The organism is Nocardia acididurans (assembly GCF_016741815.1).
GTDB classification, from domain to species: Bacteria; Actinomycetota; Actinomycetes; order Mycobacteriales; family Mycobacteriaceae; genus Nocardia; species Nocardia acididurans.
In genome coordinates, this window is record NZ_JAERRJ010000006.1 from 115,730 (window position 1) to 134,084 (window position 18,355).

At 69.6% G+C, this 18,355-nt stretch carries 21 protein-coding genes; 8 read left to right on the forward strand and 13 right to left on the reverse strand.

Features of this window, described 5'->3' with window-relative positions; all coding sequences use genetic code 11:
* Positions 1 to 10 precede the first annotated feature (10 nt).
* Positions 11 to 1,081, forward strand: coding sequence for an AraC family transcriptional regulator (locus tag JK358_RS16420; RefSeq protein ID WP_307817554.1), 1,071 nt, complete (start codon positions 11 to 13; stop codon positions 1,079 to 1,081).
* 322 nt (positions 1,082 to 1,403) lie between these two features.
* On the opposite strand, the gene JK358_RS16425 is transcribed toward JK358_RS16420, so the two are convergent.
* The 4 genes from JK358_RS16425 to JK358_RS16440 form a co-directional block, all read right to left on the reverse strand.
* A complete protein-coding gene (locus JK358_RS16425) occupies positions 1,404 to 1,913 on the reverse strand; it encodes a VOC family protein (RefSeq protein ID WP_201948576.1) in 510 nt (169 codons plus the stop codon).
* 77 nt (positions 1,914 to 1,990) lie between these two features.
* Positions 1,991 to 2,473, reverse strand: a complete 483-nt coding sequence (locus JK358_RS16430; protein WP_201948577.1) for a GtrA family protein — start codon at positions 2,471 to 2,473, stop codon at positions 1,991 to 1,993.
* Positions 2,474 to 2,628: 155 nt separating this feature from the next.
* Positions 2,629 to 2,826: a ferredoxin gene (locus JK358_RS16435; protein ID WP_201948578.1), complete on the reverse strand. Its 198-nt coding sequence runs from the start codon at positions 2,824 to 2,826 to the stop codon at positions 2,629 to 2,631.
* Positions 2,823 to 4,049: a cytochrome P450 gene (locus tag JK358_RS16440; protein ID WP_201948579.1), complete on the reverse strand. Its 1,227-nt coding sequence runs from the start codon at positions 4,047 to 4,049 to the stop codon at positions 2,823 to 2,825. Before JK358_RS16440 ends, JK358_RS16435 begins: the two co-directional genes overlap by 4 nt.
* Positions 4,050 to 4,161: 112 nt before the next feature.
* Between JK358_RS16440 and JK358_RS39285 the strand changes: the two genes are divergently transcribed.
* Positions 4,162 to 7,503 carry an AfsR/SARP family transcriptional regulator gene (locus tag JK358_RS39285; RefSeq protein WP_307817556.1) on the forward strand — a complete coding sequence of 1,114 codons (3,342 nt, stop codon included), beginning with the start codon at positions 4,162 to 4,164 and terminating at the stop codon, positions 7,501 to 7,503.
* Here JK358_RS39285 and JK358_RS16450 read toward each other — a convergent pair.
* Positions 7,487 to 8,236 carry an ABC transporter permease gene (locus tag JK358_RS16450; RefSeq protein WP_232851400.1) on the reverse strand — a complete coding sequence of 250 codons (750 nt, stop codon included), beginning with the start codon at positions 8,234 to 8,236 and terminating at the stop codon, positions 7,487 to 7,489. The two genes, JK358_RS39285 and JK358_RS16450, sit on opposite strands and share 17 nt — an antisense overlap.
* Positions 8,236 to 9,174 carry an ATP-binding cassette domain-containing protein gene (locus JK358_RS16455; RefSeq protein ID WP_201948580.1) on the reverse strand — a complete coding sequence of 313 codons (939 nt, stop codon included), beginning with the start codon at positions 9,172 to 9,174 and terminating at the stop codon, positions 8,236 to 8,238. Before JK358_RS16455 ends, JK358_RS16450 begins: the two co-directional genes overlap by 1 nt.
* Positions 9,175 to 9,333: 159 nt before the next feature.
* Between JK358_RS16455 and JK358_RS40360 the strand changes: the two genes are divergently transcribed.
* Positions 9,334 to 9,972, forward strand: coding sequence for a DUF4097 family beta strand repeat-containing protein (locus tag JK358_RS40360; protein ID WP_201948581.1), 639 nt, complete (start codon positions 9,334 to 9,336; stop codon positions 9,970 to 9,972).
* An 18-nt stretch (positions 9,973 to 9,990) separates the two neighbouring features.
* Entirely contained in the window at positions 9,991 to 10,767 is a 777-nt protein-coding gene (locus tag JK358_RS16465; RefSeq protein ID WP_201948582.1) for an arsenate reductase/protein-tyrosine-phosphatase family protein, read from the forward strand.
* Positions 10,768 to 10,774: 7 nt separating this feature from the next.
* Here the strand turns inward: JK358_RS16465 and sigJ are convergent, their stop codons facing one another.
* Positions 10,775 to 11,665: an RNA polymerase sigma factor SigJ gene (gene sigJ / locus JK358_RS16470; RefSeq protein WP_201948583.1), complete on the reverse strand. Its 891-nt coding sequence runs from the start codon at positions 11,663 to 11,665 to the stop codon at positions 10,775 to 10,777.
* Positions 11,666 to 11,923: 258 nt separating this feature from the next.
* Here sigJ and JK358_RS16475 point away from each other — a divergent pair, with 258 nt between their 5' ends.
* Positions 11,924 to 12,355 carry a YybH family protein gene (locus JK358_RS16475; RefSeq protein WP_201948584.1) on the forward strand — a complete coding sequence of 144 codons (432 nt, stop codon included), beginning with the start codon at positions 11,924 to 11,926 and terminating at the stop codon, positions 12,353 to 12,355.
* 4 nt (positions 12,356 to 12,359) lie between these two features.
* Here the strand turns inward: JK358_RS16475 and JK358_RS16480 are convergent, their stop codons facing one another.
* Positions 12,360 to 12,557 (reverse strand): hypothetical protein, encoded by a 198-nt coding sequence (locus JK358_RS16480; RefSeq protein WP_201948585.1) that lies wholly within the window; start codon positions 12,555 to 12,557, stop codon positions 12,360 to 12,362.
* Between the two features lie 72 nt (positions 12,558 to 12,629).
* Complete coding sequence (locus tag JK358_RS16485; RefSeq protein ID WP_307817558.1) at positions 12,630 to 12,980, reverse strand: winged helix-turn-helix transcriptional regulator; 351 nt, start codon at positions 12,978 to 12,980, stop codon at positions 12,630 to 12,632.
* On the opposite strand from JK358_RS16485, the gene JK358_RS16490 reads away from it, so the two are divergent.
* On the forward strand, positions 12,946 to 13,260 hold the full coding sequence (locus JK358_RS16490) for a pyridoxamine 5'-phosphate oxidase family protein (protein WP_201948976.1): 315 nt from the start codon (positions 12,946 to 12,948) through the stop codon (positions 13,258 to 13,260). The genes JK358_RS16485 and JK358_RS16490 overlap by 35 nt on opposite strands.
* A gap of 49 nt (positions 13,261 to 13,309) precedes the next feature.
* Here the strand turns inward: JK358_RS16490 and JK358_RS16495 are convergent, their stop codons facing one another.
* The 3 genes from JK358_RS16495 to JK358_RS16505 all read right to left on the reverse strand — a co-directional run bounded on the left by JK358_RS16495 (position 13,310) and on the right by JK358_RS16505 (position 15,569).
* Positions 13,310 to 14,155, reverse strand: a complete 846-nt coding sequence (locus JK358_RS16495) for an acyl-CoA thioesterase (protein ID WP_201948587.1) — start codon at positions 14,153 to 14,155, stop codon at positions 13,310 to 13,312.
* Between the two features lie 61 nt (positions 14,156 to 14,216).
* Complete coding sequence (locus tag JK358_RS16500; protein ID WP_201948588.1) at positions 14,217 to 15,110, reverse strand: RNA polymerase sigma-70 factor; 894 nt, start codon at positions 15,108 to 15,110, stop codon at positions 14,217 to 14,219.
* Between the two features lie 75 nt (positions 15,111 to 15,185).
* Positions 15,186 to 15,569, reverse strand: a complete 384-nt coding sequence (locus tag JK358_RS16505; protein WP_201948589.1) for a DoxX family protein — start codon at positions 15,567 to 15,569, stop codon at positions 15,186 to 15,188.
* Positions 15,570 to 15,793: 224 nt separating this feature from the next.
* Between JK358_RS16505 and JK358_RS16510 the strand changes: the two genes are divergently transcribed.
* Complete coding sequence (locus tag JK358_RS16510) at positions 15,794 to 16,510, forward strand: DUF3558 family protein (RefSeq protein WP_201948590.1); 717 nt, start codon at positions 15,794 to 15,796, stop codon at positions 16,508 to 16,510.
* 18 nt (positions 16,511 to 16,528) lie between these two features.
* Here the strand turns inward: JK358_RS16510 and JK358_RS16515 are convergent, their stop codons facing one another.
* Entirely contained in the window at positions 16,529 to 17,737 is a 1,209-nt protein-coding gene (locus JK358_RS16515; protein WP_201948591.1) for a glycoside hydrolase family 76 protein, read from the reverse strand.
* Between the two features lie 163 nt (positions 17,738 to 17,900).
* Here JK358_RS16515 and JK358_RS16520 point away from each other — a divergent pair, with 163 nt between their 5' ends.
* Positions 17,901 to 18,350, forward strand: coding sequence for a hypothetical protein (locus JK358_RS16520; protein ID WP_201948592.1), 450 nt, complete (start codon positions 17,901 to 17,903; stop codon positions 18,348 to 18,350).
* Positions 18,351 to 18,355 lie beyond the last annotated feature (5 nt).

Below are 18,355 nucleotides of genomic sequence, written 5' to 3' on the forward strand. Positions count from 1 at the left end.
CGGAAACGAGGTGGTTCGCATCGTCGCGGCAACGACCCGAGCCGCTGGATTGCGCGGCTTCGCGGAACTGGCTCAGGAGCTGGGTGGTGACGGCCTCGCGCTGCTGGCGCGTTTCGACATCACGCCCGAAGCGGTGGCCAGTGAGGACGCCATGATCTCCGCCGACGCGGCCGGCTGGGTGCTGGAGGCCGCGGCGACCGAACTGGACTGCCCCGATATCGGCCTGCGGCTGGCCGCCCGGCAGAACGGCGGAGCGTTCGGCCCGCTCGCGGTGGCGGTGGCCAACGCGCCCACGATCGGCGCGGGTATCGAGACGGCGGCACGGTTCCTGTTCGTGCATCACACCGGCCTCGCGCTCGGGCTGGTCGCCGACCCCGAGCAGCGGCCCGGCATGGTGGGCCTGCGCTACCGCGACCGCGCCGAGGCGACCAGCATCTGTCAGGGCATCGATCACGGCGCGGGCACCATCCACCGGTTTCTGCTGCGGATGGCCGGCGGGAACTACGGGCTGCAGGAGGTGCACCTGCCACATCCCGCACTCGCGCCGACCGCGCGGTACACCGCGTACTTCGGGGCCCCGGTGCGATTCGACATGCCCACCACGGTCTTTCGCTTCCCCGCCGACACGCTGGCCCGTGCCATCCCGGACAGCGACAGCGTGCTGTACACGATCGCCATGGACTACCTGAACCGGAACTCCGCACAGCTGGACCAGTCCATGTCCGCGCGGGTGCGGGTCGCCATCGACAATGCGATCACCAAGGCCCCCACCGATATTCAGGCGATAGCGCGAACGCTCTCGGTGCACGAGCGTTCGCTGCAGCGCGCCCTGGCCGCGGAGGGCACCCGGTTCTCCGAGATCCTCGACGAGGCCCGTCGCGATGTCGTGCAGCTGCTGCTGCGTGAAACCAGCCTGCCGCTGGGCGAAGTCGCGGCCATGGTGGGTTTTCGCGAGCAGTCGGCGTTGACGAAGGCGGCCCGCCGCTGGTTCGGCACGGCGCCCACCCAGGTCCGGAATGCGGCGCGCGTCCAGCGTGGCGGCTCCCCGCCGGTGCTGGTGCGCCCGCCTGCCCTCCATTGAGCGGGTCGCGCCGCCGGTGCAGGGTGCGCGCCTCAGCCACGAATTAGGGCATTCGTCGGATACCGAGGTGGGTGTGGGGTTTCTAGGCTTGCCATGGGTGTCGAAGCGCCCGCCCGGTGGTCGGTGAGTGGCCCGAGGGCGGTGCGCGCGGAGACTTTCCGGCAGGCCTCCCTGCTGGTGCCCTGCGAGGAGCGGCAGTGCCCATCCCTCCCGGTTCCCCTTGGGGGTGGAGCCGGGGGCGCTGTCGTATCGGACCTCGCGACGAGTTCGCCGCGCCCGCTCCAGGTTGCAGGGTGGGCGCGGCGAACTCCCCTCTCGGAGTTCACTGTTCGCCGGTGTCGGACTCCCCGACCACGCACGACGTCCGGCTGCCGAGTTTCGGGGTGTCGTAGAGGGTGAAGCCGCCGGAACTGTCGGAGTCCACGCCGACGAACCGGCCCGCGTGCAGCGGGTTGTGGGCGAGGAATCGCACCACGGTGCCGTCCGGGTCGACGACGTCCAGGAACGCGCCGTACGCACCGCGGTCCACGACCTCGGTGTGCTCGTAGCCGAGTTCGGCGGCGCGCGCGGCGAGGGCGTGGAGTTCGTCCACCGAGTCGAGTTCGAAAGCGAAGGCGTCGAATCCGGTGAGATCGGGTTTGCTCGCGCAGTGTTCGCGTTCCCGCAGTGCGATTCCCCAGCCGGAGGGGTGCATGAGCTGCGCCCCGCGCAGTGCGCCCGCCTCGCTGAATTCGGCGGCGAGGTCGAGTCCGAGGAGGTCTCGGTACCAGGTGACGCTGCGCGGCAGGTCGGTGACCGGCAGTTTGACGTGGCGGATGCGGATTCCGGCCATGGGGTCCCCTCTCGTCGGGATGCGAAGCTCCTGAAGCGTCCCATCCCGCCGGGTCCGCGTCAGGAGCAATCGACTACTCAGAAGACGAAGCCGCGCAGCAGCAGGAACCGTGCGCCGCCGACCGCCGCCATGAGGGCGATCATCGCGGCCGCCTGCTCGATCGCGCCCAGGCCGGGAGCCCAGAATTCCAGTCCGGCCAGGGCTGCCGTGGTGATCAGCATGCCGATCAGGGCCAGCGCGCCGCCCTCCCACTGGGCCTTGAACCAGCCGACCTTGCCGGCGGCGTTGAAGGTGAGGCGGCGGTGCAGTTCATTGGCGATGACCGTGCTGACGATGGACCCGGCGATGTTCGCGCTCAGCGGTCCGAAGGCCGTCATGGTCGTGAACAGCAGCACGTAGGCGATATTGCTGGAGCCGCCGACCAGGGCGAAGCGGATCAGCTGGGCGAAGACGTGGTCACCGCGCAGGAATCGCGCGACACCCGTGGCGAGGTCGATGCTGTCGAGGATCATGGTGTCCCCGAAGGCATTTCCCGGGGCGGCGATTGCTGTGCTGCTCATGAGAATTACTTTCGCCGGGGCCGCTGTCGTGGCACTGACATCACGCTGACAGGTCTGCTGACACGGTGAACTGCCTGGTGAAACAGCTGTGCCGCTCGTCGTGGGACGAGCGGCACGATGCTGATGTCAGCGGTTCACCGGATGAATATCGTTGGTTACGGCCGGAATGTGATCGCTCCGGAAGGGCAGGCGGCCACCGCTTCCCGTAGATCCGACCGGTCGGCAGGTGCGGTGGGGTCGAGCAGCAGCACCTGCCCGTCGTCCTCGTCCTGATCGAAGACGTCCGGCGCGAGCAGCGCGCACATGCCCGCGCCGATGCAGCGCTCCCGATCCACCACGAGGCGGGTGCTCATCGGTTCGTCTCCGTCCAGGTCACCGGCAGCTCGTGCACGCCGTAGATGTTCATATCGGTGCGCAGCCGGACTTCGCCCGCGGGGACCGCGAGTTCGAGGGTGGGGAACCGGCGCAGCAGTCCGGCGAATCCGGCGCGCATCTCGATGCGGGCCAGCTGCTGGCCGAGGCACTGGTGCGGGCCGTGCCCGAAGCTGGTGTGGCCCCGGGCTTTCCGGCGGATGTCCAGGGTGTCGGGGTTGTCGAAGCGCTGCGGATCCCGGTTGGCGGCCAGCAGTGAGATGACGACGGTCGAGCCCTTGGTGATGGTTTCACCGCAGAGTTCGATGTCCTCGGTGGCGTAGCGGTAGAAGATGTCGGCGACGGACAGGTATCGCATGAGTTCCTCGACCGCGTCGGGCGCGAGTTCCGGGTCGGCGCGCAGCGCGGCCAGCTGCTCCGGATGCTCCAGCAGGGCGAAGGTGCCCAGCGCCAGCATGTTCGCGGTGGTCTCGTGCCCGGCGAGTAGCAGCAGGAAGGCGATGCCGGTGAGTTCCTCGATGCTGAGGTCCTCGTCGCGGGCCAGGTCCGAGAGGATGTCCTCGCCGGGTTCGGCGCGCTTGCCGGTGACCAGTCCGGCGAGGTAGCTGAACATGGCTCCGAACGCGGCCATCTTCTCGTCCAGCGATTGATCCTTGACCAGGAACTTGGCCGAATTGACCTGGAAGGTCTCGCGATCGGCGTAGGGCACGCCGAGCAGTTCGCAGATCACCAGGGAGGGCACCGGCAGCGCGAACTCCTCGACCAGGTCCACCGGCGGCGTGAGCGCGGCCATGGCGTCCAGTCGCCGTTCGGTGATGTCGATGATGTGGTCCTCGAGCTGCTTCATCCGCCGGACCGTGAAGGCTCCGATGAGCTTGCGCCGCAAGCGCGTCTGATCCGGGGCGTCCATCGAGATGAACAGGCCCGGGATCTGTGGGGACGGTTCGGTGGCGGGCGGCATGCCGGGGGTCTCGTAGGGCACGTGCATGACGCCGAGGTCGCCGCGCGAACTGAATCGGGTGTCGGCCATGAGCTGCCGGACGGCCTCGTAGCCGGTGACGAGCCAGCCCTCGTGGCCGTCGGGGAAGTGCAGCGGGCTGACCGGTCGGATGTCGCGCAGCGCGGTGATCTCGCGGGGCGGGTCGAAGGGGCCGGCATTGCGGTCCATGGGCAGGCCATGCGGGACGGGGACGGTCTGGCTCATCGTGTTTCCTTTCCTGGCGGGCTGTCTCGTCCACGGTCGCCGCCGGGCCTGACATCCCCCTGTCACGCCACTGACACCGGACGTCTGTCCAGCTCCATGGCAGGATCAACGGGTGCAGATCGGGATTCTGGGACCATTCGAGATACGCACGGCCGACGGTGCTTTCGCCGACGTGCCGGGCGCGCGGTTGCGCGGGCTGCTGACCGCGCTGGCGCTCGAACCGGGCCGCGCCGTCCCCAGGGCCACGCTGGTGGATTGGATCTGGGGTGAGAATCCGCCCGCCGACGCGGCGAACGCCCTGCAGCGCCTGGTGTCCCGGCTGCGCAAAACCCTGCCCGCCGGGGTGATCGAAGGCCAGGCGGACGGCTACCGGCTGCGGGTGGACCCCGAGGATGTCGACGCCGTGCGCTTCGAACGGCTGGTCGCGCAGGCGCGCGGCGACGAGGATCCGCGACGGCTGCGCGAGGCGCTGGGCCTGTGGCGGGGCGCGGCCATGCAGGATGTCGGCCTGCAGGACAGCGAAGCCTTCGAGGCCGCGGTCACCCGGCTCGACGGGCTGCGCCTGACCGCCATGGAGGACCGCTTCGACGCGGAGGTGAACCTGGGTCACGCCGCGGACGTGGTCACCGAACTCACCGATCTGGTTGCGGCGCATCCGATGCGGGAGCGCCTGGTGGGCGCGCTGATGCGGGCGCTGGTGGCCACCGGCCGCGATACCGAGGCGCTGAAGGCGTACGAGCGCATCCGCGAAACCCTCGCCGATGAGCTGGGCGTGGACCCGTCCCCGGAGCTGTCGGCGCTGCACGTCGCCCTGCTGCGCGGTGAGCTGGGCCGGCGTGAGGAGAACCGCAAGACCAATCTGCGGGCCGAGCTCACCAGTTTCGTGGGTAAGGACGCCGATATCGCGGTGGTGCGGGAGCTCATCGCCGACCATCGGCTCACCACGCTGATCGGTCCGGGCGGTTCGGGCAAGACCCGGCTCGCCACGGAGACCGCGCGCACGCTGGTCGGCGATCTGCCGGACGGGGCGTGGCTGGTGGAACTCGCGGCCCTCGGCCCGGAAGGCGATGTGGCACAGGCGACGCTGGCCGCGCTCAAACTCCGTGACGCCCTGCTCGGCGAGGCCTCGGACGCCGATTCGACGGACCGGGTCGTCAGCGCGCTGCGGGAGCGCTCGGTGCTGCTGATCCTGGACAACTGCGAGCATGTGATCGAGTCGGCGGCCACCTTCGCCCACCGGGTGCTCGGTGAGTGCCGCCGGGTGCGGATCCTGGCGACGAGCCGCGAGCCCTTCAACATCACCGGCGAAACCCTGTGGCCGGTAGCGCCTTTGGCGCTGCCCAGGGAGGACGCCGACCCCGCCGATATCGAATCCGCCCCGGCGGTGCACCTGCTGCGCGACCGGGCCGCCGCCGTGCGCAAGGATCTCGCGACGGACGCGCACACCTCGGCGACCCTGGCGCGGGTCTGCCGCGCACTGGACGGCATGCCGCTGGCCATCGAACTCGCGGCGGCCCGCCTGCGCACCATGACCCTGGATCAGCTCGCCAAGGGCCTCGACGACCGCTTCCGCCTCCTGACCGGCGGCAGCCGCACCGCACTGCCCCGGCATCGCACCCTGCGCGCGGTGGTCGACTGGAGCTGGGAACTACTCACCGACACCGAACGCGCTGTACTGCAACGCCTCTCGGTATTCGCCGGTGGCGCGAGCCTGGAGGCGGCCGAACGCGTGTGCGCGGGAGCGGGGCTCGCTGCGGGCGCTGCGCCCGGCGCGGGACCGGGACCCGGCACGTCCGTCGAGTCGGCCGCGGCCGGTGGGCGGGGCGTTGCCAACGGCATGGGCGTGGGTGCTGGTTCGACTGTGGCCGCCGGGCCAGACGTGGGTGCTGGTTCAGGCGTGGCCGCTGCGTCAGGCGTGGGCGCTACGCCGGTCGCGGCACCCGCTGCGGCTGTCTCCGTCGAGGCGTGGGAGGTGCTCGATCTGCTGACCGCGCTGTCGGAGAAGTCGCTGGTGGTCACGGAGGGGGAGGGGGAGCCGCGCTATCGGCTGCTCGGCACCATCCGCGAGTACGCGCAGCGGCGGCTTGTCGAAGCGGGGGAAGCGGATTCGGCGCGGCTCGCGCATCTGGCGTACTTCACCGAGTTGGCCGAGACCGCCGACCCGCATCTGCGGCGGGCCGAGCAGCTGGAATGGCTCGCCACCATGGAGACCGAGCACGACAATATCGCCGCCGCCATGCGCGGGGCGCTGGCCGCGCGGGAGGCGGCGGGCGCGATGCGGCTGGCCGCGGCCGCCGGCTGGTACTGGTGGCTGGCCGGGCGCAAGGCCGAGGGCGACGAGCTGGTCATGGCGGCCGCCGCGCTGCCGGGCGAGGTGTCCGATGAGAGCCGGGCGCTGGTGTACGCCTTCGTGATTCAGTTCGTGACGGCGGGGCGGCAGAGCGATCAGTTCGATGCGGCGGAATGGATTCGGAAGGCGTACGAGCTGAGCCTGCGCGCGCAGAGCAGGCATCCGGTGCTGAAGATCATCGCGCCGTTGGAGAGCATGCTGCGCGGGCCGGACGCCTTCCTGCCCGCCTGGGAGGCGCTGCTGGCGGACGAGGACCCCTGGGTGCGCGCGCTGGGCCGGCTGCAGCTCGGCAAGACGCTGATCCAGCTCGGCCGCGACGGGCAGGAGGCCGATGCCCATCTGGAGACGTCGGTGGCGGAGTTCCGGGTGGTCGGCGAGCGGTGGGGGCTGTCGTTCGCGCTCACCGAGCTGGCGAATCGCATTGCCATGCGCGGCGAATTCGCCGCTGCCTGTGCGTATTACGAGCAGGCTATCGCCGCGGTCACCGAGGTCGGCGCATTCGAGGACGCGGTGGGAATGCGGTCGCGCCAGGCCCAGCTGTACTGGCTGCTGGGCGATGCGGAGTCGAGTGCGGCCGCCGTGGCGGAGGCGCAGCGGATCGCGGCCCGGGTCGCATGGCCGAATGTGCTGGCCGAATTGGCGCTGTCGCTGGCGGAGCTGGCGCGCTGGCGTGGTGACGCCGCGCAGGTGCGATCCCAACTCGACACTGCCGCAACCATTCTGGGCCCGGAGGCGGAGCGTCCGATCATCCGTGCGACGGCGGGGGATCTGCTCGGTTATCTCGCCGAGGATCTCGGCACGGCCCGCGAGCATCGCGTCGCGGCCTTCCGGGCGGCCGTCGAGTCCGGTCATGTGCCGCTGATCGCGCAAATCCTCATCGGCACTGCCGATCTGGCACTGCGGGAGGAGCGCTACGAGCAGGCCGCCCGGCTCCTCGCGGCGAGCGCCACGGTGCGCGGTCTGCCGGATCGCAGTCATCCGGACGAGGTCCGCATCGAGCGGGAAACGCGAAATCGCCTCGGTGACAAGGGGTTCACCGAGGCGATTCAGGGTGCGGCGGACACGGACTGGCAGGAGCTGGTGACGGTCACGCTCGCTTGTTGAAAGTGGCGCGGGCCCACAGGAATCCGGCCACCGCGATGGCGAGGCACCAGGCCACCGCCACGATGGCGTCGCCCGCCGCGGGCGTGCCGTTGAGCAGTCCGCGCATGGTTTCGATGATCGGCGTGAACGGCTGGTACTCCGCGAACTGCTTCAGGCCCGGACCCATCTTGTCCGCCGGGACGATGGCGCTGCTGAAGAAGGGCAGCATGACCAGCGGCACCGACGCCAGCCCCGCGGTCTCCGGCGACTTGGCCGCCAGGCCGAGGGCGATGGTCAGCCAGGCGGCCGCGAAGCCGAGCAGTACGACCATGCCGATCACGCCCAGCCATTCGGCGGCATTCGCCTGCGGGCTGAAGCCCAGCAGGAAGGCCACCCCGGTGAGCGCGGCGACCGCGATCAGGTTGGTGAGCACGGTGGCGATGACATGTCCGGTCAGCACCGCGCCGCGAGAGACGTCCATGACCTTGAACCGGCTGATGATGCCGTTGAGCATGTCCGAGTTCACCGCCGTGGCGGTGGCCCCCAGTCCGTAGCAGACGGCCAGCAGGATCAAACCCGGTGTGGCGTAGTCGATGTAGTCGACGCCGACATCGAAGGCGTCGCCGAACATGTACACGAACATCAGCATGATGATGATGGGCATCAGCACCGCGTTGAAGACCGAAGTGGGGTTGCGCGCAATGTGTTTGAAGTTGCGGCGCAGCATGACGAGGGAATGGTTCTGGGCGTTCATTACGCTGCCACCTCCGTGGTGCGGCCCGTGAGGGCGAGGAAGACGTCGTCGAGGTCGGGGGTGTGGACGGAGAATTCTCCGGCGGCGAGATCGTGCTCGTCGAGCCGATCCAGCAGGGCGCGCAGCGATTTCGTGCCCGCGTCGCTGGGGACCCGCAGGGTGAGGGCTTCCTCGTCCGGGGTGGATTCGGGGAACAGTGCGGCGGCGGCCGCGAGCTGTGCGGAGCCGGTGAACCGCAGCCGCACATGCGTGCCCGGGATCATTCGCTTGAGTTCGTCGGCGGTGCCCTGTGCGACGATTCGGCCGCCGTCGAGCACGGCGATCCGGTCGGCGAGCTGATCGGCCTCTTCGAGGTACTGCGTGGTGAGGAAGATGGTCACGCCGTCGGCCACGAGATCGCTGATGATCGACCACATGGTGCGGCGGCTGCGCGGATCCAGTCCGGTGGTCGGCTCGTCCAGGAAGATGACCTTCGGACTGCCGACGAGCGTCATGGCCAGATCGAGCTTGCGCCGCATACCGCCGGAGTAGGTCGAGGCCGGCTTGCCCGCGGCCTCGGTCAGTTCGAAGCGTTCCAGCAGTTCCGCGATGGTCCGCTTGCCGTCGGCGGCGGAGAACCCCTTCAGGTCCACCATCAACTGCAGGTTCTCCTGTCCGGTCAGCAGTTCGTCGACCGCGGCGAACTGTCCGGTGACTCCGATCGAGGCGCGCACCGCCTTGGCCTCGGAACCGATGTCGTGCCCGGCGACCCGCACCGATCCGCTGTCGGCCTTGATCAGTGTGGTCAGCACGTTCACCGTGGTGGTCTTGCCCGCGCCGTTGGGCCCGAGCAGCGAGAAGATGGTTCCCGCGGGGACTTCCAGGTCGATGCCGTCGAGCACGACCTTGTCCCCGTATGTCTTGCGCAGTCCGGAGACCGCGATTGCCGTGTTGTTCATGGCACCGACTGTCGGCGACCGTGCTGACACCGGCCTGTCATGTCGCTGTCACGGCCACCGCCGCGGTGGCGGCCACGTCAGGCCGATGACGGGCCGGTGTCAGCGCGGCCCGCGACCGTGGTTCCAGTCGAACCGGACACATCCTCGAAGGAGCCCATCGTGAACACTTTCCAGACCCCGCAGCCGATCGCCGTCACCGTCGATGTCCCCTCGGCCTGCGTTCAGGTCGTCGCCTCGCAGCGCACCGATACCGTCGTGTGGGTCCGCCCGTCCGATCCCGCCCGCAAGGAGGATGTGCGCGCCGCCCAGCAGGTCCAGGTCGATTTCACGGCCGGTGTCCTGACCGTGCGGACGCCGCGGAACTGGCGCGCCTTCGCCCCCTTCGGCGCGAAGTCCTCGATCGAGGTGCTCGTCGAGGTGCCCGCCGGCTCGCTCCTGAAGGCCACCGCCGCCATGGGCCGTCTGCTCGGCCTGGGGGAACTCGGCGATTGCGAACTGGAGATCGCCGCCGGCGACATCATTCTCGACACCCCGGCCGGTTCGGTCACCGCGAAAACCTCCAAGGGCGACATCCGCATCGGCGAGGCGGCGCGCGGCGTCCTGCGCCTCGAAACCTCCATGGGCGAGCTGGAGGTCGGCATCCACCCCGCCAGCGCCACCCGCCTGGAAGCCGATACGCAGTACGGCAGCGTGCGGAACCAGCTGGCCGCCGTCGGCCCGCACGCCGCCGACACCGTCCAGATCTACGCCCGAAACTCGTTCGGCAACATCATCATCGGCCACACCACCGCCGCCTGACCGGCGTAGCGTCGGGCCATGGCGTCACATCGTCGGGCGGTGCCACCCTTCGTGCACCTGGCCGCCCACCCCCTGCGCTGGCGGTTGCTGACCGAACTGTCGGGCGGTGACTACCGCGTGCGCGAGTTGGTGACCCGCGTGAACGAACCGCAGAACCTGGTCTCCTATCATCTGCGCCTGCTGCGCGACGGCGGTCTGGTGACCACCTCGCGCAGCAGTCACGATCGCCGGGACAGCTACTACCACCTGGATCTGGCCCGCAGCGCCGAGATGATCGCCGGAGCGGGCACCACCCTGCATCCCGCGCTCGGTCTGGAGCTCGCCCCCCGGGGATTCGATCTCCCCTCCGCCCCGGCGGTGCTGTTCGTCTGCACCGGCAACAGCGCCCGCTCGGTGATCGCCGAATCCCTGCTGCGCCGTCGCACCGGCGGCCGCGTCGAGGTATTCAGCGCCGGCACCCACCCGATGCCGCAGACGCACGCCGACACCGTGCGCGTGCTGCGCGACGAGTACGACATCGACATCGCCGATCGAATCCCACGCCCGCTCGACCTCCTCGCCGGGCATCGCTTCGATATCGTGATCACGCTGTGCGACAAGGCCCGTGAGGTCTGCCCCGACTTCGGTGACGGTCCCCGCCAGGTCCACTGGAGCATTCCGGATCCGGCCGCGCCGAACACCCCGGGTGCGGACGCCTACCCCGCCTTCCAGGCCACCGCGGCCGAGATCGACACCCGCATCCGCTATCTGCTGCCGACCCTCACCACTCTCGAAACAGCCTGCCCGGCGGGGTGATCGCGGTTCACTCGGCGGCCCACGGGCGGAGCTTCTCCGGATTGCGCATCACCCAGATGCGGGTGATGCGGTCCTGCGCGATATCGAAGGCGTAGACCGAGACGGTGACGCCGTCGAGTTCGGCGACCAGGCCGGGCTGGCCGTTCACGGTCCGCTCCCGCAGGGTGACCTTCGTGCCGCGGGCTGCGATCTGCATCCAGGTGTGTGCGATCTGCGGACCGCCGATGATCGGGTCGAGGAAGGCGGGGGCGAGGCCGCCGCTGTCGGCGGTCGCGATGGCGTCGGGGTCGAGCAGTTCGATGAGCGCGCCGATATCGCTTGTCTCCCAGGCATGTTTGAACTTCCCCACCAGTTCAGCGCGCGTCGCGCTCGACGGGCGGTGTGAGGTGTCTACGCGGCGGCGTGCGCTGGAGGCGAGCTGGCGGCAGGCGGCGGGGGTGCGGCCCACCACGTCGGCGATCTCGGTGAAGGAGTAGCGGTAGACGTCGTGCAGGACGAATGCCACCCGTTCGGCGGGTGTCATGGAGTCCAGGACGACGAGGAAGGCCATGCTGATCGACTCGTCGAGGGTCACCCGGTCGGCGGGATCGGCGGGGGCCTGGCCGCCGAACCATTCGGGTCCGTCGGGGAGCGGTTCCGGAATCCATTCGCCCACATAGTGTTCCCGCCGGGCGCGCGCCGAGCCGAGCAGGTCCAGGCAGATGCGTCCGGCGACCGTGGTCAGCCACGCGCCGGGTGTTCGCACCGCCTGCCGCTGTCGTTCGGTGAGTCCGTACCAGCGCGCGTAGGTCTCCTGCACCACGTCCTCGGCTTCGGCGAGCGAGCCGAGCAGTCGATACGCGAGTTTCGTCAGCTGCCGGCGTTCGCTGATCACCGCGCGCAGTTCCGGATCGGTCATGGGTTCGGCTCCTCGGTCGGCGCGTCCTTTCCTGCTTCGACGACGCAGCGACCCGAAATGTCAGGTCTGACAATTCGTGCGGCTGTGTCGTCGGACAGGGCGAGACATCCTCAGCAGAGCAGGAGTTCCGCCCATGATCAAGATCGGCATCATTCTCGGCAGCACCCGCCCCAACCGCAACGGCCCGCAGGTCGCCTGGAGCGCCGCGCTCGCCCCGCTGCGCAACGCCACCCTCGTCAATTCCTGAAGGGCCGGATCATGAACGCATCCAATGACATTCAGATTCGCGACTGTATCGGCAAGATCCTCGAGGGTCTGCATGCCAAGGATCTCGCCGTCATCGAGCAGGCGTACACGAAGGATGTGATCTCCTTCGATGTCGAACCGCCGCTCCACCATGTCGGAGTGGCGGCGAAACTCGCGAACTGGGCGCGCGTCTTCGACCTCTTCGACACCGTCGGCTACGAGCTCCGTGACCTCGGTTTCACCATCGGCGACGACGTCGCCTTCGGCCACGGTTTCGCACGCCTGTCCGGCACCACCACCGCGGGCGCGGTGATTCCGGGCATGTGGGTGCGGGTCACCTACGGCCTGCGCCGGATCGACGGCACCTGGCTGATCTCCCACGACCAGGTATCCGTCCCGTTCGACGTCGCGACCGGCCGCGGGGTGACCGACCTGGAACCGTAGCCGGCTACGGCACCGCCCGGCCCTCGGCGTCCAGGCCGAGCATCTGGAGCAGTCGCGCACAGTCGGCGGCGTCGAGGGCGTGACCTGCGACAGTATGGGCTGCCAGGGCATTCTGCTTCTCGCAGGCGGCCTTCTCGGCGGCCCGCGCCGCGCCGAACTCGCTCAACTCCTGGCGGAGGGTGGTCTGTCGTGCAGAGGTCATGTGAACACTTCCCGCCGATCGCGCCGGTGACCGGATCCGAATGAGCCGGGCCGACGGCTGGTGACCCTCACCCTATCGAAGTGCCCGCGAGCAGAACCTCGGATGCGGATTTGCGGTACCGGGCGCGGTGCCGTACTCCCGTGTGCAGGCTCGCGCCCAGGGGGTCAGGGCGTAGTCGACGCGCGGGGGGACGGTCGGGTAGACCGTGCGGGTGACGAGGCCGTCGCGTTCCAGTTGGCGCAGGGTGCGGCTGAGCATGCGCTGGCTGACGCCGTCGATCGTGGCTTTGAGTTCGCTGAAGCGCAGGGTGCGCTCCTCCAGGTAGGCGATCACCAGCAGCGACCATTTGTCGGCGACGCGGTCCAGGATCTGGCGGACCTCGCAGTCGTTGAAGGAGGCGCACCTGGCGGGTAACCCGCACACCAACTTCACCTACTGGAACCGGCGCAACAATTCGGTGCACGTCGACGCCACCGCCGACTGGATTCCTTTGGAAGACTTGGCAATCCGACGGCACGTGTGGGATCTCTACCAGCGGACCAGTCCCGCCGGCGCGGGATATCCGCTGGGCAACTTCTGGTCCGGGATCGAGGATCCGAAGCTGCACATCCTGAAACTGGAGCCGTGGCGGATCCAGGTGATCCGGGGCCGGGACCTGCGCAGCACGATCTGGCGGGTCCCGGCGGCCGCGACCGTCGGCTAGCGGGCGGCAGCCGTCGCGCTCGATCGAGCAGGACGCGCACCCGCTGACGTCAGCGGGTGGCGGCGCGCATCACGCCCTGAGCGTCCACCGAGGCCACCAATTCGCCGGTGCGCGTGAATATCTGGATGCGGGTGAACATCCGGCCGCCGCCCGCGTACGGGCTCTCGCAGCGCAGCAGCAGCCAGTCGTGCATGGTGAACGGCCGGTGGAAGGTGATGGTCTGCGCGAGCATGGCCGACGGTCCGCGCCCGCCGCGTCGATCGATCTCGTCCTGCGGGTAGGGGCGCATGGCCGTCGGGCCGAGGAATCCCTCGCTGCCGTGCGCCAGCAGCGCCCGGGAGATGCCCGGCAGGTCGGGCGCTTTGTCGCAGCGCATCCACACATCCAGCGCGGGCGGCGCCGCGAGATCGAGTGCCACCGCGTCGGCCCCGCCGAGAGTGCGCACCTCCCAGGGCAGCAGGGCGCACGGCAGTTCCGCGCACTCCTCCGGTCCGGGCACCTCCGCCGGTATCGCCGCACCGTGTGCGAGGAAGTCGGGTTCGTCGACGCTGAGCATGGCCAGCACCCGCGCGTGCTCGCGTCCCTCCTGCCGGAACGACACCTGCACGGTCGCCAGCGCCCGCCCCGACTGCACGACCTCGACCCGCACGTCGACCTCGCGATCGGCGTATCCGCCGCGCGGGAACACTCCGTGCAGCGACTGCACCGCCATATGCGGCACCGTCCGCTCCGCGGCCACCACCGCCTGCGCGAGCGTCTGACTGCCCAGCGTGGTCGGCAGTGTCGAGGTCACGTTCCGCGCCCGGAATCGTCCCGGCCCGACGTCACCGAGGTCGAGGACGTCGAGCAGGTCGGCCAGGTCGACGACCGGCCACAAATGGATTCCACCAGCCATCGCGACATGCTCGCACACCCCCTCGATTCCGGAGAATCGGCGAGCGGTGAGCGGGATGCGCTCACCGCAGGCTGACCACGGTCTCCGTGCCGAGGAGGGTCAGCTTCTCCGGGTTGCGGACGAAGTACAGCCCGCTGATGCGTTCGTTCTCCATCCGGAAGGACAGGACGCCGACCTCGTTGTCCCACCGCAGGATCAGCGCCGGATTCCCGTTGACCTGCGCCGGTTCGATGCCGAGCGTGGCCCCGATCTTGCCGAAGCCGATGAGCAGATTCCGCAGCACCCGCTCGATGCCGATGATCGGCCGCAGCGCCGCCGTCTTGATGCCGCCGCCGTCGGTGAGCAGGACGACATCGGGGGCCAGCACGTTCAACAGGCCTTGCGGGTCACCGGTTTCCAGGGCCCGCTGAAACGATTCCAGCGCCGCCCGCGCCTGATTCGGGGACACCACCGAGCGCGGGCGGCGGGCCTCGACGTAGCCGCGCGCCCGGTGCGCGATCTGACGCACGGTCGCGGGCGCTTTGTCGACGGCGGCGGCGATCTCGTCATAGCTGACGTCGAAGACCTCGCGGAGCACGAACACGGCCCGCTCGGTCGGCGACAGCGTTTCCAGCACGAGCATGAGCGCGGTCGACATGCTCTCCGCGAGCACCACGTCCTCGGCCACGTCCGGGCCGGTGATCAGCGGTTCCGGCAGCCAGGGTCCGACATAGGATTCCTTGCGCTGCTTCAGGGTTCGCAGCCGGTTGAGCGCCTGCCGGCTGGTGATCCGGACCAGGTACGCGCGCTGGTCCCGCACCTGGCCGAGATCGACGTCCGCCCACCGCAACCAGGTCTCCTGCAGCACGTCCTCGGCATCGGCGGCCGAGCCGAGCATTTCGTAGGCGACGGTGAACAGCAGGTTGCGGTGCGCGAGGAAGATCTCGGTCGCCGGGTTGTCGGCTGTGCTGTTCATGGTCTGGCCGTACTCCTCTAGCCTGGCGGAAATGCTCAGCCAGGCTAGCGGGTCGGGCCGGGGTGGTCGCCGCGGTCAGGCGCCGAAGGGTTCGAGGACGAACCGGCCCCACACCACGAAGGCCGCCATCGCCAGGTAGACCACATTCGCGGTGATGACCTTGTACTCGCCGTCGCGGACGTGGACGACCATGGCGCCGATCATCAGCAGTATCCAGCAGACCGCGGTCACCGGGACCAGGACGGGCGCGATGTCGAGCACGGCGGGCAGGATCAGGCCGAGTGCGGCCAGGATCTCCAGGCCGCCAAGGGCTTTGACGGTTCCCACACCGGCCGTGGCAGTCCACCGACCGCCCGGCGCCTCCGCCAGTTTCGCCTTCGGCGTGATCGCCTTGATGTTTCCGCTGACGAGCGCGACGGTGGCCAGCAGTCCGGTGACGATCCAGAGGGCGATGTTCATGAGGTGCTCCTTATTCGATGTTCGGCCTCGAGACACGCGGGGTGCGATCCCCGTGACATCGCGTGACGCAGGTCACTGCGCGCGGTCGCCGGTCGCCGAATAGGGCATTCATCCGATGGTGTGCGCCCGGCCCGCGCCATACCTTGATGTCCAGCGCGCGAGAAGAGATGAATCCGGTTCCGGGAGAGCGCTTTCGGGCCGTCTAGCTGGAGGTATCGCCGAGCATGACACCTACGCACGAGTCCCGTGCCCGGGGCACCCGGTCGAGGTTCACCACCGCGTTCCGCATCGCGGCGGTACTGGGCGGCGCGACGGTGGCCCTCGCGGGCTGCACCGCCAACTCCCCGAACGACACCCCCGCCGCGAACGGAACCGCTTCGGCGACAGCCTCAGCCGTCGTATCCACCACGGTCCGGGGCGACGACGCCACCACGGCCCCGCCGCGCGCCGAAACCCCGGAACCCACGCGCGCCGACACCCAGGCGCCCGGCACGCCCGCCGGCACGCCGTCCGCCACGACGGTGAACTCCCCGTCCGGCGGCTCCTGGGATCCGTGCACCCTGTCCGAATCCGCCCTGTCCGCAGCGGGTTTGGACCTTTCCACCGAGGCGCGCGTCTCCCCGTCGACCTACCCGTCATGCAAATGGCAGTCCACCGACCGCACCTTCGAACTGATCATCGTGGCCTCCGGCGACTCCATGGACACCGTCCTGGAACCCGGCACCTACACCGACCTGCGCCGCAGCGAGTACTACGGTCGCCAGTTCGCCCTGTTCCGCTCGGTCGCGGACTCCCACAAGGTGGGCTGCCATATCGCGACGCCGTCCGCGACGGGCAGCATCGTCTTCACGGTCCGCAACACGCGCGTGGCCACCGATTACGGCGAGCCCTGCAACGACGCGCAGCGGGTCGGTGCGGGACTGTTCAACTCCCTGCCCTGACGGCGCCGGATTACCGGCTCACAGTCCGGCGGCGGTGAGCCGGTAGTCCGCTTCGAGCAGCATCCACCCGCTCAGCTGCACCGACAGATCGCGGCTCAGATTGTCCGTCACCGCGAACGGGGTGACCTGGGTGAGCGGGTTCGACCGGCTGGGGACGGTGACCGGGCGACTCCAGTCCATGCCGAACAGTGGCAGCCCGTTCACCTCCGCCCGGTTGTCCCAGGCCGCCCGCGCGGAGGCGTGCACGATTCCGGCGGCGGTGCGGTCGCCCAGGGCCAGTGCGGCTTCGGCGAGGTAGCGCGCGAGAATGCCCATGAACAGCCCGGAATCGTCCGCGCCGCCCGCGGCGATCACGCCCGCGGCGGTGAGCCGCCGCGCGGTCGCCTCGACGAGTGCGACGGCACGCTCGTGATGCACCGATTCCCCGGTGCGCGTGGCCAATTCGGTTTCCAGGCCGATGGCCACACCCTGGCAGTAGGTCAGGACGGTGCGATCCACCTGCCCGCCGGGCTCGCGGACGCCGTCGAGGATCAGCCCGCTGTCGGGGTCGCGCAGGCGGGTGTGCAGGAAGTCGGCCAGTTGCCGGGCGCGGGCCGGTTCGCCGGTGCGCGCCATGGCGATTCCGGTCGGGCCGATCGAGGGGGCGTTGTAGTAGTCGTCGCCGAATCGCCAGGGCACCGCGCCGACGACCGGGTTCCATCCGTCGAGCAGGGTGGTCCGCAGGTCGGCGGCGGCGGTGCCGAACCGGATGCCGAGCAGCCGGTCGGCGCGTTCGAGTGCCAGTGCCAGCCAGGCCATATCGTCGTAGTAGCGGTTGGTCCAGCCGGTGAGATTGCGGGACCGAATGCCCAGTGCCACGGCGGCCACCCGGTCGACGCGGTCCTGATCGCGGCCGCGATGGGCGGCGTCCACCGCGCAGTCGAGCAGTTGGGCCTGCCACCAGTAGCACCATTTCACGAAGGATCTGTCCAGCAGGGAGGACGGCCAGGTGAGCCGGCCCAGCCGGGCGTCCCGCATTCCCCACAGGGTCCGCACGTGGCGCTGCACGATCGCTCGTTCGGCCAGGTCCGCGCGCTCCGCGCACTGGTCGGCACCGGGCGTGTAGGCGTTCACGTTTCTGGTGATCCGGCCGGTCGGAGCCGGGCGGGTCACCGCGGAGAGCGTGATCGAGGCCCCGGTCGCGATCAGCAGGCTGCGACGACTGATTCCCGCGTTCCGCCGATCCATCCGTCCGGACTCCTCCAACAGAACAACGATCGCCGCCACCGGAAACCGCACGGTTCCAGCCTATCGCCCCACGGCCCGCACGGCGCGGCGGCGACCAGCGGAATCACCGATCTCATCCGCGGTGGATGAGGTGCGCGCCGCCGCCGACGCGCAGCATCGGCGTATGGGTACAGCACAGTTCGACGAGACGCGCCTGGATCCCATCGCCGCGTTGCGGGACGCGATGGAAGGGCTGCTGCGCGAGGCCACGCACTCCGATCCTCGGTTGCGGCACGCGATTTCGGCGGTCGTGCACCTGGCGGTCGACGCGCCGCCGGGCATTCCCGAGGACGCGATCGAATTCCTGGGCCGCCTCGATCACGCCTGGCTGTATGCCGCCTGGCGCGGCCACGACACCGAACTGGCGCTGCTGGAAACGCTTTCGGCCGGTGCTTCCCCCGCCCTGCCGTGGTGTGAACTCATGTTCACCACGGCGCTGGCCCCCTGGTCGCTGTCGGTGACCGCGGTGCACGCGCGCGACCATTTCACGACCGCGGCAACCCGCATGCGGGCCTTGACCAGTGAGGACCTGTGGCATCTGGACTGGATCGGCCGGCGCGACGACTTCCGTTGAGGCGG